This is a genomic window from Corallococcus exiguus (assembly GCF_009909105.1).
Classification (GTDB): domain Bacteria; phylum Myxococcota; class Myxococcia; order Myxococcales; family Myxococcaceae; genus Corallococcus; species Corallococcus exiguus.
Map to the genome: position 1 here is coordinate 119,188 of NZ_JAAAPK010000010.1, position 14,008 is coordinate 133,195.

At 66.5% G+C, this 14,008-nt stretch carries 12 protein-coding genes; 5 read left to right on the forward strand and 7 right to left on the reverse strand.

Annotation, left to right across the window (positions count from 1 at the left end):
* Window positions 1-25: 25 nt before the first annotated feature.
* Window positions 26-763, forward strand: coding sequence for a class I SAM-dependent methyltransferase (locus GTZ93_RS31415; protein ID WP_139915485.1), 738 nt, complete (start codon window positions 26-28; stop codon window positions 761-763).
* 68 nt (window positions 764-831) lie between these two features.
* Window positions 832-2,136, forward strand: a complete 1,305-nt coding sequence (locus GTZ93_RS31420; protein ID WP_139915484.1) for a hypothetical protein — start codon at window positions 832-834, stop codon at window positions 2,134-2,136.
* A gap of 127 nt (window positions 2,137-2,263) precedes the next feature.
* Here the strand turns inward: GTZ93_RS31420 and GTZ93_RS31425 are convergent, their stop codons facing one another.
* The 5 genes from GTZ93_RS31425 to GTZ93_RS31445 form a co-directional block, all read right to left on the reverse strand.
* Window positions 2,264-2,683, reverse strand: a complete 420-nt coding sequence (locus GTZ93_RS31425; protein ID WP_257978949.1) for a hypothetical protein — start codon at window positions 2,681-2,683, stop codon at window positions 2,264-2,266.
* A 91-nt stretch (window positions 2,684-2,774) separates the two neighbouring features.
* On the reverse strand, window positions 2,775-3,602 hold the full coding sequence (locus tag GTZ93_RS31430; RefSeq protein ID WP_139915483.1) for a crotonase/enoyl-CoA hydratase family protein: 828 nt from the start codon (window positions 3,600-3,602) through the stop codon (window positions 2,775-2,777).
* A gap of 48 nt (window positions 3,603-3,650) precedes the next feature.
* The gene (locus GTZ93_RS31435; RefSeq protein ID WP_139915482.1) at window positions 3,651-4,607 is read right to left on the reverse strand and encodes a hypothetical protein; all 957 of its coding nucleotides are present in this window, start codon (window positions 4,605-4,607) and stop codon (window positions 3,651-3,653) included.
* A 5-nt stretch (window positions 4,608-4,612) separates the two neighbouring features.
* Complete coding sequence (locus GTZ93_RS31440; protein ID WP_139915481.1) at window positions 4,613-5,929, reverse strand: hypothetical protein; 1,317 nt, start codon at window positions 5,927-5,929, stop codon at window positions 4,613-4,615.
* A gap of 112 nt (window positions 5,930-6,041) precedes the next feature.
* The gene (locus tag GTZ93_RS31445; protein WP_139915480.1) at window positions 6,042-7,676 is read right to left on the reverse strand and encodes an LVIVD repeat-containing protein; all 1,635 of its coding nucleotides are present in this window, start codon (window positions 7,674-7,676) and stop codon (window positions 6,042-6,044) included.
* Between the two features lie 129 nt (window positions 7,677-7,805).
* Between GTZ93_RS31445 and GTZ93_RS31450 the strand changes: the two genes are divergently transcribed.
* The gene (locus GTZ93_RS31450) at window positions 7,806-8,189 is read left to right on the forward strand and encodes a hypothetical protein (protein ID WP_139915479.1); all 384 of its coding nucleotides are present in this window, start codon (window positions 7,806-7,808) and stop codon (window positions 8,187-8,189) included.
* 10 nt (window positions 8,190-8,199) lie between these two features.
* On the opposite strand, the gene GTZ93_RS31455 is transcribed toward GTZ93_RS31450, so the two are convergent.
* Both GTZ93_RS31455 and GTZ93_RS31460 read right to left on the reverse strand, forming a co-directional pair.
* Window positions 8,200-8,793 carry a hypothetical protein gene (locus GTZ93_RS31455; protein WP_139915478.1) on the reverse strand — a complete coding sequence of 198 codons (594 nt, stop codon included), beginning with the start codon at window positions 8,791-8,793 and terminating at the stop codon, window positions 8,200-8,202.
* A gap of 22 nt (window positions 8,794-8,815) precedes the next feature.
* Window positions 8,816-9,841, reverse strand: coding sequence for a methyltransferase (locus tag GTZ93_RS31460; protein ID WP_139915477.1), 1,026 nt, complete (start codon window positions 9,839-9,841; stop codon window positions 8,816-8,818).
* Window positions 9,842-9,932: 91 nt separating this feature from the next.
* On the opposite strand from GTZ93_RS31460, the gene GTZ93_RS31465 reads away from it, so the two are divergent.
* Both GTZ93_RS31465 and GTZ93_RS31470 read left to right on the forward strand, forming a co-directional pair.
* On the forward strand, window positions 9,933-10,943 hold the full coding sequence (locus GTZ93_RS31465) for a methyltransferase (RefSeq protein WP_139915476.1): 1,011 nt from the start codon (window positions 9,933-9,935) through the stop codon (window positions 10,941-10,943).
* A 102-nt stretch (window positions 10,944-11,045) separates the two neighbouring features.
* Window positions 11,046-13,919: an ATP synthase subunit B family protein gene (locus GTZ93_RS31470; RefSeq protein WP_139915475.1), complete on the forward strand. Its 2,874-nt coding sequence runs from the start codon at window positions 11,046-11,048 to the stop codon at window positions 13,917-13,919.
* Window positions 13,920-14,008 lie beyond the last annotated feature (89 nt).

Consider the following 14,008-nt stretch of genomic DNA (forward strand, 5'->3'; position numbering starts at 1 on the left):
CGGATGCCAGGAAAGGTCGTGCGGAATGTCGGCGCAATACGATGACATTGGCGTGAAGGTGGCGGACTGGGATGTCCTCCCGGTGCGTTCGGAGTACATCGAAGGTCACACCTTCTTCAAAGCGCTCGGCTCCGTGAAGGGGCAGTCCGTCCTGGACCTGGCCTGTGGTGACGGGCTGTACACGCGGCAGTTCCAGGCGCGGGGAGCTCAGCGGGTGGCCGGCGTGGACATCTCGGAGGAGATGATTCGCGCAGCCCGGCAGCACGAAGCAGCCCAGCCCCTGGGAATCGAGTACCACGTGTCGGACGTGGCGGACATGGCGCCGCTGGGTGTCTTTGATTGCGTGACGGCCGTCTATCTCCTGCACTATGCGAACTCGCCCGAACACCTGCTGCGCATGTGCCGGAACATCCACGCCCACCTGAAGCCCGGGGGCCGCTTCGTCACCTACACCTTCAACCCCGGGTTCAGCGCGAAGGGGCCCAACAGCACGCGCTATGGCATCACGATGTTGGACTTCCCGGAGTCACCCAGGGAAGGGCAGGGCATCTCCGCGCAGTTGCACACGAAGACGCCCTTCACCATCCACTTCTCCCACTGGAGCCGGGACACGTACGAAAGCGCGCTGCGCGAGGCGGGCTTTCAACACCTCACCTGGATGCGCCCGGAATGCTCCCCCGAGGGCATTGCCCGGTACGGCCAGGAGTTCTGGCAGGACTATCTGGACAATCCGCACGCGGTCGCGCTGCGCTGCGAGCGTTGATCCCTCGTTACGCTCCTCCCAACCGGCTGCCAGGGTTCGGTTCGCCGGATCCTGATAAACAGGAACTTATGAGAAGCAATCTTCTTTCCCTTTTTGCGTTTGTCACCGCTGCTCTCGTCCCTGCTCCGGTTCTGTATGCGCAGACCCAATCGGCGCCTTTCGTGCTGCGGCTGGACATGCAGGGCAACAAGGACCGCAATTTCAACAATGGCAGCTACAGCGTGCTGGTGAACATCCGGCCCGACAGGGTGGTGTATGCCAATAATTTCTTGGTGGAGAGCGCCTCCACGAAAACCTACCTCAGTGGTCATATCTCCACGATCACGTCGCCGGTTGTGTCAAAGCCTTTCGTCGTGAGCCTCGAAGAGAATCGCCTGAATCTGCCCTACGGCGCTCCCGACGGATTCGTGGAACTTGATCCCAGAGCGCAGGCCTTTACCCGTTTCGAAAATTTCAGCTCCGTGCTGACGACCAACAACAGTGTCGCTCTGTTCGGTGCAGCCGTACGATCGGAATCGGAGTTCTATCCCTTCTCCAGCCGGCTGACCAACGTGGGGCACCTCGACAACTCCTACCGGGAAGGCGGCACCTTCCTGATGCTGGACTGCGCCAACTGCCGGATCAAATCTGTCGATGCCAACGCGAACTTCCAGGCGGGCGTGTTGGAATCCTATACCCCAGAAATCTCGTACAAGGTCTTCAGCAGCCAACTCAATGGCGCCAGCGTCGTGGTGGGAACCGACGTTGTGCAGAAGTTGAATGACCCGATTGCCCGCATCTACCAGGATAATGTCTTCGTTGCTGCAACAACCCGAGCCTCGGCTACGGATTTCATCCGGGATGGCGGTTTGACGCTCGCGAAGTTCGATCGTGCGGGAAAACTGGTCGCCGAATTCGGAAGCAATGGAAAGGCTTCTATCCCAATCACCTCCGGCAAATTCACACCGCAGACGATCGCCTTTCAAGGGAATGCAATCTATGTTGGTGGGAAGCTCGGCGAAAAGGGGCTCGCTGTCATCAAGTTGAAGGCGGATGGAACATTGGACGAGAGTTTCGGTGGAGACGGTATTTCCGTGAAGTATATGGTCGGTAGCAACATCCAGTACGGCGATTTGGTGGTTGGCCCTTTAGGTGTCTACATTAGTGGTAGTTATGGGAAGGCCGCCTTCGTCACCAAGCTGAATCCCGACGGGAGCTACGATCAAAGCTGGGGTGTGGTTGGAACCATGGAATGCAGTGACCTGAGCGATTGGTTCGGTTCTTCTATCCCAATCGATAAGGTCGAGCAGATGACTCCCTTCAAGATAGCTCTCGTCGGCAGCGGCATCAGTCAGCGCATAGTGGTCGCTGGAAATGCTCAGGTGCGCCGATAGAAGTCGCATGCCTTTCCCTTGGGGTCTGCCGTTTCCCTATGTCTTGCCTTTTGCTCGTCGGGCAGATGTGTCGAGGATGAGCCCCCCTCGGCCCTATCGCTTTGGGGCAATTCATCATGCGTCTGATCTAAAAGGAGGGTGCGTCGATGCGTCGTCGCTGTGACCGTGTCGACCGGTGTTCAGGCCACCAGTCAATGTGACCGCGGCTGCGTGAGAAAGAGATGCCACGGTTGGCATCCAGGACCTTCTCCCAGACACTGCCGCCGTTCTTCTTCTTGAGTTCGCCCGTTGGCTTGCCCAGGAGCTTCGACGCCGTGAAGTCGTTCACGCCCGAGGGCAGCTTGAGCGCGAGCGGACCGTCGTAGTTCTTGCCGAGATGCACTTCGCGGATCGCACCGTCGCGCCCGACACTGACGGTGATGCCGCGCTTCGCGTCGCTCACATGCCTGCCGAGCAGCGACACCCGCCCGCGCGGAAGGGGCGCGCGCTTCTTCACGCCCGCGCTCACCACGGGCGCGGGCGTGGCTTCGCGCTGGTAGGTCCGCACGTTGAACTTCGTGGGCTTCGGTGTCTGGACCTGCTCCTTCGCAAGCCACATGCGCAGTGTCTCGCGCTCGTGGCCCTGGAAAGCCCTTTCCTCAGCGTCCCTGGAACTTGGGTGGACGGCGCTCGGCGAAGGCGGAGAAGGCCTCCGTCAAATCCAGTGACTGGAGGAACGCCGAGTTCCACACCGCCACGTAGCGCAGCCCGTCCGCGATGGACTTGTCCGCGCAGTACTCCATCACCTGCTTGGCGCCTTGGACCACGAGCGGCGGGTTGTCCGCGATGCGCCTCGCCGTCGCCCGCGCCTCCGTGAGCAGGGCCTCGGGGGAGGGGAAGACCTCGTTGACCAGGCCCATGCGCAGCGCGCGTGCCGCGTCCACGTCACCGCCGGTGTAGGCCAACTCCCGCGTGTTCCCCTCGCCGATGATGCGCGGCAACCGTTGCAGAGCGCCCAGGTCCGCGACGATGCCGACCTTCACCTCTCGCAGGGAGAACTTCGCCTCCTGCGAGCAGTACCGGAAGTCACACGCCGCGATGAGGTCCATGCCACCGCCAATGCACCAGCCATGCACCGCGGCGATGACGGGCTTCCTGCACCGGGCCATTCCCTCCGTGGCCTGCTGCATCTCCCCAATCAGCTTGAGCAGCCGACTGCGCTCCAGCGCCAGGTTGCTCTCGCCGGTGAGCAGCGGCCCCAGGGACTCCATCATCCCCATCAGGTCCAGGCCGTAGGTGAAGTTCTGCCCCTCACCGCGCACCAGCAGCACGCGCACGTCGTCGTCGGCGTCCAGCGCTCGGAGCGCCTCGGGCATCTCCCGCCAGAAGTCGGGGCCCATGGCGTTGCCCTTGCCCGGGCCGGTGAGCACCAGCTCGGCGATGCCGTCGGCCTTCCCGATGCGCAGTGACTTGTACGTGCCGTCCATCCGTTCCCTCCCAGCGAAGTGAGCGGACGGCACTTGAGCAGATGCCGCTCAGGCGGGCCAGAACCGGTGGCACTCCGCGCTCCATTCGGCATGGCGGGCGCGGCCGGACATCCAGGTCTTGTAGCGGTACTCATGGCGGCTGCGCTTCTGGAAGTAGAAGGACCAGCGCCCCGACTCCCGCACCCCGAACACGGTGCCGAACTGCATCAGCTCGTCCTGGTCCACCTTCCAGAACGACCGGAAGCCATGCGTGCCCACGTCGTACCAGGAGGCGCCGCTCACGCCGCGCTCGTATTCGAGCTGGGCGGTGCCCGCCGTGCTCAGCATTCCGGGCATGTAGTCATGCATCGACGCGGAGGCCGACGACTGCTGGCTGCCGCCCAGGGTCCTCCGGGCTGCGTTGAAGCGGGCCTCCATGACCTGGACCTTCGCCTGATACCTCGCCGCGTCGTTGGGCGCGTTCGCTCCCGCCGAGTTCGCGTTCAGGTGGTACACCGTCGGCGAAGCGGGGTCTCCGGTGACGAAGATGGAGCACCCCTGGAGGGCGGCGGTGACGAAGTAGTTCGCGTGCGAGCCCAGCCGCACGCTGTGGGTGCTGTCGAAGCCCCAGTGCAGGTAATAGATGTCGAAGGACTGCGCCACCACGGGGCCGCCCACCACCAGGGCCAGCAGGTTGTGGTCCCCGTTGAACATGACGCCGGTGCCCGGCTCGGTGATGGGGTTGGTGTTCTCCGACAGGTCGACGGCCTCGTGCAGCGCCCCGCTGAGCACACAGCCCTGCGTGTCGTAGACCGTGGCCTCCAGTCCGTGCGGGTCCAGGTTGCGCTCGTGCATCAAGCGCTTCAACCCGACGAGCGACCGCTGCTGGGACGGCGGCGCCGGCACCGTGAGGGACGGGAAGACGGCCTGCTTCGAGGCCTTCTTCACCAGGTCTTGCGGCTTGTAGAGGGGAACGAGCGCCAGGGGCCATCCTCCGCGTTGGGGGCCGCGCGAGCATAGCGCCATCGGCGTCAGGGCACGTCCATGGCCGTGGGATCCGCCTTCCAGCGCTGGAGCTGTTCCTTGGAGGGAAAGCCCGTCACGCGGTAGCGCTCCGGGTACACGCCCAGCTCGGGCATCAGCAGCGTTCCGGCGTCGCGCACCACGAGGTCCCAGCGGACCGTGGCCACCGGGGGCGCGTCGGGGCCCAGCGTCGCGTCCACGAAGAGGATGACGTCCGCTCGCGGGAGCAGCGACTCGCCTTCGTTGGACCAGACGGTCTGACCGAAGTAGCGCCCCTCGGCGTCCTTCACCGGGAGGAGGCTGGCGACGAAGACCTCGCCGTGCTCCTGCTCCTGTTGTTTCCGGAGCCTGTCGGTCTGGTCCTGGTAGCCGCGCACCTTGCTGGTGAACGCGAGGTTCTCCAGGATGCTCCGCGCCGGGCTCTTGGGTCCGGGGAGGAAGGGCTTCCATCCGTCGGCGGTGAGGCGCAGCGCGCTCCCGTCCACGGGGCGCGGCGCCTGGACGCCCTCCAGCGCGGCCTCCGCCAACGTGAGCAGGCCCGTGGCGTCGTCGGCGCCGGTGATGAGCACCGTGTCCCGGTTGGGGACGACCACCACCGGATCGCCCTTCACCTCGCAGCCGCGCACCACGTCGTCCAGCAGCAGCCGTGAGGCACCGTAGCTGTCGTTCGTGAAGATGGCGCAGACGCCCAGGGTCAGGTGCCGGAGCGGCACGGCCTCCATCCGCCGCAGGTTGGCCATCGCATCGGCGCGGGCCTGCTCGTAGGAGATGCCCCAGCGCGCCAGCTCCTCCGTGGGCACGTAGCGCATGGCATCCGGAGTGTCCTGGACGATCGCCTCCGCCAGCACCTCGCCCACCGGCCGCCAGGACACCGGCGCGGACTCACCGGCCTGCTGGGAGAATGCCTCGAAGGTGTCGCGGGCACGCACCACGAGCCTCAGCAGGGGACGCGCCTGTTCGTAGGTGGCCGCGGCTTCCGGGAGCACGCCCGCCCGCCCCAACCGCGCGAGCACCTCGCCGCGCCGCTCGGGCGGGGTGGCCTGGTACTCGCGGTAGAAGTTCGCGAGGAAGAGGGACATCCCCAGGCCGCCGTCCGGGGCGATGCGCTGGATGAGGAATTGCTCCGGGTCGTACTTCAGCTCGCCCGTGGGGTCCGCGTCGCGGAGGGCGGCCAGGGCCAACTGGACGTATTCCTCCCGGTCGCTCCGCGCCGAAGACAGCGTTTCATGAACCTCAGGCGAGCCGTTGGCGAGGACCAGCGCGGCGATGAGCACCAGGGCCGACACACCGAAGCCGGCCACCTTCCACTGCGTGTTGCGTGACATGGGCCCGGCAGCAGACACCCGCCGGGCCGCATCGCGCAACCACGCCGCTCCGGCAGCCTTCCTACGCCGTCCGCGCGCGGCGGCGGCGCAGCTCGCACCCCAGCACGCCAGCTCAGGGCTCGTTGAAGATGAGCAGTCCCCTTGCGGTGTCCACGACATACACGTGGCCGTCTCCGGGAACGCGGATGCCAATGGCTCCTTCGAGCAGGTCATCACCCCGGTGAATGTCGGACTCACGGAACGTGTTGAAATGAGCGATTTCACGCGGCTGTGGGGGAACGGAGACGTCCAGCACGCGCAGTCCCTCCTGGTACCAGGCGATGTAGAGCCGCGTGCCCCTGAGGATCATGTTGTGGATGGAGGTCTGCGGCCGCAGCTTGAAGCGCCCCATGAGCTGGATGTTCGTGGGGTCCGTGACGTCCAGCACGCGCAGGTGGGCGCCCTGGTACTCGCCTCCCTCGAATGCGACGGTCTTCCCCGCGAAGGTGCCCACCGCGCTCGCGTGACTCGTCGAGAAGCTGTTGTCGGTCTCGAACGTGTAGTGGCCCAGTTCCAGCGGGCTCATCGGGTCCTTCACGTCGAAGACGACGTAGCCCGCGCTGAAGTGGTTGACGTAGAGCCGATCCTGGTAGGCGAAGGAGTCATGCGCCGAGGGAACCGCGGACTCCGTGTCGGCGGCGGTGAAGCGATTGAGCAGGACGGGTTGAAGCGGCGTGGAGATGTCGAAGATGAGCGTCTCGCCGGTGGGGGCGGGGCCCGGCGACACGGCGTAGAGCCGGTTGCCATCCACGAACATCGTGTGGACGTCGATGGGTCCGCGGCCGGGCACGCTGCGCACGAAGGTCGGGTCCGCGGGATGGCTGATATCGAAGACGATGACGCCCGAGCTCTTGCTGGCGATGTAGAGCGCGTCGTCCTTGGCCCAGGCTGCGTTCCAGTACGAGTCTCCCGGGAGGGTGATCTGCTTCTTGATGACGGGGTGACTCGGGTCACGGACGTCGATCACCGCGAGCCCTCCCGGGGCCTGCGTGAGCGGGTCGTCAATGGAGACGACGTAGGCGTGGCCCCGGTGGACATACACATCCACCGGGCGCACCGCCTGGACATGGGTCTCGGAGAGGAGTCGCAACCCTCCCGAGGATTCAGCCTCGCCCCGCGCCCAGGTCATCCGCGCGGCTTCGAAGGTGCCGGAGGTGGCGACCTTGCCATCGGTGCAGCGGGCGAAGCAGCCCGTCACCAGTCCGGGCCCGGTGACACCGCAGCCCGCGAAGACCAGGTTCCGGACGGTGTCCCGGAAGGTGTACTGCGCGGAGAAGCGGAAGCCTCCCTGGAGTTGCTGCCGGGTGACGGGAGCGCTCCGCATCGTCGGGAGGTAGTTCATCGTCGCGGTGCCGCCATCCTCGGGGACCCGGATGCCGGCGAAGTCCGCGAAGCCCGAGGCGTGGCGCATGTCCACCTGGTAGATGCCATGCGGTTCCAGGGTGGCGAGCGAGGCGGTGTCACACTTCGACAGGTCGAAGAGGGACGGGTCGTCGCAGTCGGCGACGGTCCCCGGGGGCGGTGTGAACGCGCAGGGCGCGTACTCGCCCCGGTCGACCCAGTCCGACGGATCGACCAGGGGCGTATAGCTCCCGTCCCAGGGGTCCTCGGGAGGAGGCGGCGGGGGCTCGGATGTTTCGGAGCAGGAGGACGACAGCAGGGCACAACCGAGGATGACTGCGCGCAGGGCAGGGGACTCGAGGGCCATGCCCGGGAGTGTATAGCGTTGCGCCGGGTGAGAGGGATTCGCCTCCTGCCTTTGTGGCCCGAGCGTTCAGTGGCCAATCACTCGCGAGGAGGTGCGCATGTCGGGTAGGTTGCCCCGATGCTGGTAGCCATGTTCATCTTTGTCGTCGCACTCTTCCTGGCCATTGGAGGCCTGCTTTTCGTCGGCATCCCGTCCTGGGAGCAGAACCGATACGAACGCGTCCGTCGCGAGGGTCAACGCTATCTCGCCGTCATCAAGGAGGTCAGCACCTCCAATAACGACCGAAGCCAGGCGTGGCTCCTGCTGAAGCTCGAGACTCCGTCGGGACCGGTGGCGAAGCGGCTGATCGTGAAGTTCACGGAGGCGATCACCTGGGAGTTCCTCTCCACGGCGCGCGTGACGGATCGGCCGGTGTACGTGCACTGCCTCCTGGACGAGCGCGTCGGTGAAGACGTGCGTCAATTCGGCTTCGTCCTCGAAGAAGCGCCAGTCACGCCTGGCGCAAGGGGGTGAAAAGCCCTGCTCAATCCGTCATCAGCACCATCAGCACCTCCGTCAGGGACCGGGCCTCGGCGTGATTCGGATTCAGACGCAATGCCTCGTCGACCATCGCCTGGGATTCCCCCAGCCTGCCATTCTCCTTGAGGTACGCGGCGTAGGCGTAGAAGGCCTCCGCCGACTCCGGCTCCTTCGCGATGCGGTCCAGGAGTGGCTTCTCCTCGGCGTCAGGCGGCAGGAAGGCTGAGTCGGGAGGGCAGGGGTCGCCGTACTGGCCCTTGATGCTCTTGGAATACGCACCCGGCGCGTGTGCCTTCACCGCCTTCATGAGCTTCTTGATGTCCGTGTCGCCGCCCTTGGGGCACAGGCCGAGGACGGCGATGTACAGCCCCTTGTTGAGGCCGGGATATTCATCTGACTTCGACACGCCCGGGAACCCGGTGGTCGACAGGCGGACCCAGAGCACCTTGGGCTTCAGCTTGTCGAGCGCGGCCTGGGCTTCGGCTTCGGTCTTCCCTCCGTCGACGATGACGATGTCATAGGTCCGCGGCTTGGGCTCCTTGGCCAAAGCCGTGAAGGGAAGACAGACGCTGAGGAGGAGCAGGAGTCGTGAGGTCATCCCACGACTCTAGTTCAAACGCTCAGGCCTTCACCGTCTCGATGATGCTGGCCCCGCTCCGGGTGGGCAGGATGCGCTCCACCTTCCAGGACGTGGCGGTGAACAGCGCCTGGAACTCGTCCCGGGTGCGCTCGCGCCCGTCGGCGAGCACCAGCATGTTGAGGTCCATCAAGTGGCTGGGGTCTGGATTCCGGTTGTCCGGAATCACCATCTCCAGCACGAAGAGCCGTGCCCCGGAGGGTGCTGCCTCGTGGATGCGGCGCAGGAGGGTGATGGAGGCGTCATCCTCCCAGTCATGGAGGATGTGTTTGAGCAGATAGGCTTCGGCCGCGGGGATGCCGGGCTCGAAGAAGCTCCCGGTCACCACGTCCACCCGGCTGGCGAGGCCCCGGGACTCCAGCGCCGCCTTCGCGCCCTCGGCGACCTTGGGCAGGTCGAAGAGGATGCCCTGGCAGGAGGGATGGGCGCGCAGCACCTGCGAGAGCAGATCGCCGTGGCTGCCTCCAATGTCCGCCACCCGGGCGAAGGGGGCGAAGTCGATGTGGTGTGTCAGTTCGCTGCCCACCAGGCCGGACAGATTTCCCATGGCCTGGGCGAAGTGCTCCGCCTCGTCGGGATTCCGTGCGAAGTGCTCCCAGATGTCGCAGCCCAGCGCGGCCTGCACCGGGGCCCTGCCGGTGCGCACCGCCTCGGTGAGGAGCCCCCAGGGCAACCAGTGGGACTTGTCGCTCTGCATGATGGCCACCGCCCGCAGCGAGCCAGGGACGTCCGCGCGCAGCCCTTCTCCCATCGGCGTCAGGGCAAAGGTCCGTTCGGAGGCGGCCGTGAAGAGGCCGGCGGTGATGCCGCCTCGCATCAGCCGGAACAAGGCGCCCGGGTGGAGGCCCAGCTGCGCCGCCAGCGAATCACTGTCGCGGGCTCCTCCCGCGAGCAGGTCCGCGATCCCCAGGCGGGCCACGGTGCCGATGACCTGGGTGATCCAATGGCCATTGATTGCCGCGAAGAGCTGCTGCGTGGGAGACGGATTCTCGCTGGTCATGGTCTTCATGCCGCGAGCCTAATCCCGTTTCCATCGGGCCGGCGCCGCCTTTTCCTCCGGTGGATTGACGTCTGGATTTGACCGGGAGTACGACCCGGAGATGACCTCACCGACCGTCCATCCGGCGCAGCTCATCGTCGACCTTGGCTTTGGTTTCATCGTCTCCGGCGCGCTGGCCACGGCAGCGGAGCTGGGGGTGGCGGACCACCTGGAGCAGGGCCCGAAGAGCGCGGCCCGGCTCGCGGAAGACGTGGGCGCGGATGCGGCGTCGCTGTACCGGGTGCTGCGGCTGCTGGCGAGCGCTGGCGTGTTCTCCGAGGACGGTGATGGCAACTTCGCGCTCACCCCCGCGTCCGACCTGCTGCGCACCCAGGCCCCCGGCTCCCTGCGCAGCGCGGTGTTGATGCTCACGCAGGACATCTTCTGGGCACCGACCGGCGCGCTCACGCAGACGGTGCGGACCGGGAAGAACGCCTTCGAGCGCATCTTTGGCAAGCCCTTCTTCGACCACCTCGCCAGCAACGCGGCGGCGGGTGCCACCTTCCACCGGGGCATGTCCAGCCTGTCCGACCTGGAGAACGGCGCCATCGCCCGAAGCCATGACTTCAGCGCCTGCCGCCAGGTGGTGGACGTGGGTGGAGGCCACGGCGGCTTCCTCATCGAAGTGCTTCGCTCCTCGCCGTCAGTCCGGGGCGTGCTCTTCGACCACCAGCACGTCCTGGACGAGGCACGCATCGCCTCGGAGGGGCTCTCCGAGCGCTGCGAGCTGGTGGCAGGAGACTTCTTCCAGACGGTGCCTTCCGGCGCGGACGCGTATGTCCTCAAGCGCATCCTCCACGACTGGAGCGATGAGGTGTGCGTGGACATCCTGCGCCACTGCCGCCGCGCGATGGCCGAGGGCGGCCGGGTGCTGGTCGTGGACACGGTCATTCCACCGGGGAGCGCGCCGCACGGGGGCAAGGTGCTCGACGTGATGATGCTGGCCTCTCTCCCGGGCCGGGAGCGCACCGAGGAGGACTTCCGCAAGCTCTTCGCCCAGGCGGGCCTGCGCCTCTCGCGCGTCATCCCCACGCCCGCCGCGCTCAGCATCGTGGAGGCCGTGGCGGGGTAGGGCGCCGACGGTTTTTCGCCGGGGAAATGCAAAAGAATTCAGCGGGGTGACATCCCTCTGGTGGGCGCGGATTTCGCGCTCGTCGAGGGGGATGGGCACACCATGGGGATTCAAAGCACCACCGCCGCCAGCACCTTCCGCGCTCCGACGTCGCCGGGGACGGGGCCCACGGCGGTTCCCAGCCGTCCGGCCACTCCCGCGCCCGTGCAACGGGCCCCGCTCTCCTACACGAGCCGGGACAGCTTCGCCGCCGCGCCCACGTCGCGAGGCCCCAACCTCACGGGAACGGCTCCCGCCGCTCCACTCGCGGAAGCCCCGACGTCGTCGTCCCTGGTCATGCGCGCCATCAGCACCGGCGGCGTCCAGAAGGCGCCCCAGGCCGGCGGTGTCTCCATTCCGTTCCGCATCAAGCTGACCGGCCTGTCCGCCCAGCAGCGCAAGGAACTCACGCCCGGGGAGCTGCTCGTCCAGTTCGCCATGCAGTACAACCGCGTGGACCGGACGCGCGCCGAGGCCATGGTGGCCGCCAAGGAGGTGGGCTGGACCAACGGCACGCCTGAGATCACGGACGCCATTCGCAACGGAGCCTTCTACGAGATCAACGTCACGGACACTTCGCTCAAGCCCTTGAGTCCGAAGGACGAGAAGGCCGTGGACGGGCTGCTCAATGGTCTGCCGCCGGGCGACAAGAAGCGCCTCAAGAGCGAGGCCAACAAAGAGTTCGAGTCGCGCACGAACGGCATCTACCGAGGCACGCCCCAGGACAAGGCCTACCTGAAGAACATCGAGGGAGACCTGCTCGCGAAGGAGCTCTTCAAGAACGTGCCTCCGCACGTGCGCGACATCCTCTTCAAGGAGGGCGCACCGGCGCCCAAGGACTATGCGTCCGCCCTGCGTGCCGCGGAGGCGCTGTCGAAGCTGTCCCCGCTGGAACTGGCGGACTACCTGAGCAAGACCACCGGCACCACGTCGGACTGGGCCGCGTTGGACAAGTCCATCGACTCCTACCGGGCCGACCGCGCGGAGCGGCTCCAGGGGTTGGAGGCGCTCGATGGCTACTCGAAGCGGCTCGAAGGGACCGCCGCCCTCTACGAGGAGCTCAAGGCGTACGACTACCGGACGAACAACCCTCCGGCCCTGGCGGCGGAGGACTCCAACGAGCTGACCCAGCATCTGAACAAGCTGGATGGGATGAGGGCCAACCTCGCCTCGGAGCTGCAGCGGCACGGCATCTCCAGCATCGAGGAGTTCCGGGGCCTGCTGAGTGACTACCGGACCTCCTTCGAGAAGGAGACCGTGTCGGTGGCGAAGGAGCTGATGGCCCGGACCGACCACTCGCTCTACGAATTGCAGAACAAGTACCAGGACCCGGCCGTGGCCCAGGACCTCTACCAGCGCCTGGCGAAGGCGCGCGAGTACGAGGCCAAGGTCGTCGAGGCTGAAACCACGGCGGCCACCCTGAAGCAGGGCGCCGTGGACTCGCCGCGCCTGCAACCGCCGCAGCTCCTCCGGCAGGCCGAGGAGGCCAGGAACGAGGCACGGTCCTTCCGCGCCCAGGCGCGCGAGGAGGCGAACCGGATCGCCCGAGACCACCCGCTCCTGCGCGACGAGAAGCTGGACCTGCGCACGCTGGTGCAGGCCCGTCCGGAGGGCATCCAGGCCCTCATCCAGAAGCACCTCGCGGCGCGCCGGCAGGACATCCAGAAGACGCGGAGCAACATCGAGCAGGACCCCAGCCTCATCTACGGCTTCGACGTGCTGATGAAGTCCTCCAAGCAGCTCCAGGGCATCCAGCCCGGCTCCGTGCAGGACCTGGTCATCAACGACCGGGGCGCGGAGATCCAGCGCAAGGAGCAGCTCATCGACCTGGGCCTGTCCGCGATGGGGCTCGCCGTCGGACTCATCCCCGGGGGCGCGGCGGTGCTGCCCATCATCCTGGCGGGTGGCATTGGCGCCGCGCAGGTGGTCCGCAAGGCGCAGGACTACATGGTGCAGGACGCGGCCCACGGGGCGGGCCTCTTGAAGGATGATCCGTCCATGGCCGAGGTGGTGATGGCCGTGGTGGAGACAGGCTTCGACCTGGCCGCCGCGGGCCCGCTCCTGGACGCCGTGAAGGCCTTCCGCATGTCCAAGGCGAAGGACCTGGGGAAGTTGGAGAAGGAGCTGAAGACTCTGCCCGACGTGAGCGATGCGCTGGCCGGGCGCATCGTGGACGTCGAGCGCCGGGGCCTGTCCCAGGCCGCGACCCAGGGCACGAAGAGCGTCGACACCGCCGTGACGGACCTGCGCAAGGTGATGCGCGCGTACGCCAACGAAGAGGTGGACGGCGCGGCCCTGCGCGCGGCCTACCTGCGCTCGGTGGAGGACGCCGGAGGTGATGCCCGGGTGCGCGCGACGCTGGGGAAGTTGAAGGACTCCGTGCTCCGCGAGGCCTTCGGCTCCCCGGAGGCGTTGCTCGCCGCGGCGGCGTCCAAGGACCCGAAGCAGGTCGAAGCGCTGCTGTCGCTGCTGGAGCGGCAGGTGGGGCGGGACTCGGCGGACGTCGTCATGTCCAACGCGGTCCGCGACGTGGCGGGCAAGGCGAAGGTCGGTGTCGGCCGGGTGGTAACGGATCCCAAGGAGATCCAGCGGCTCTTCCGCGAGAAGTTCGGCGGCAACGAAGCCGTCTTCTACCGGGGCATCCGCGTCCAGGAGGGCGCACAGCTCCAGGGCACGTACAAGGGGGCCCAGGGTGGGCAGATGCTCAGCGACAGCAAGAGCGCGGCGCTGACGTACGCGAACCAGGCGCCGGGCCTCAAGGCGGGCCGCGACCAGGCGACGAAGCGCATCGTCATCGAGGTCCGCATCCGCCCCGAGGACATCCTCCAGGACCCGTACGGGACGATGGAGCACGTCATCCTCAAGCCCGGCGTGGACCTCACGAAGTTGCCGGGCTACCGGCAGCTCACCCCGGAGGAGATCGCCAACCTGAAGTAGCGCATCAAGCATGTCTGCTGATCCGCTTCAGCGGACCTACTGCGGGTGTGAGCAGGTTTCTCGATATTGCAAGTCATTATCGATATCCT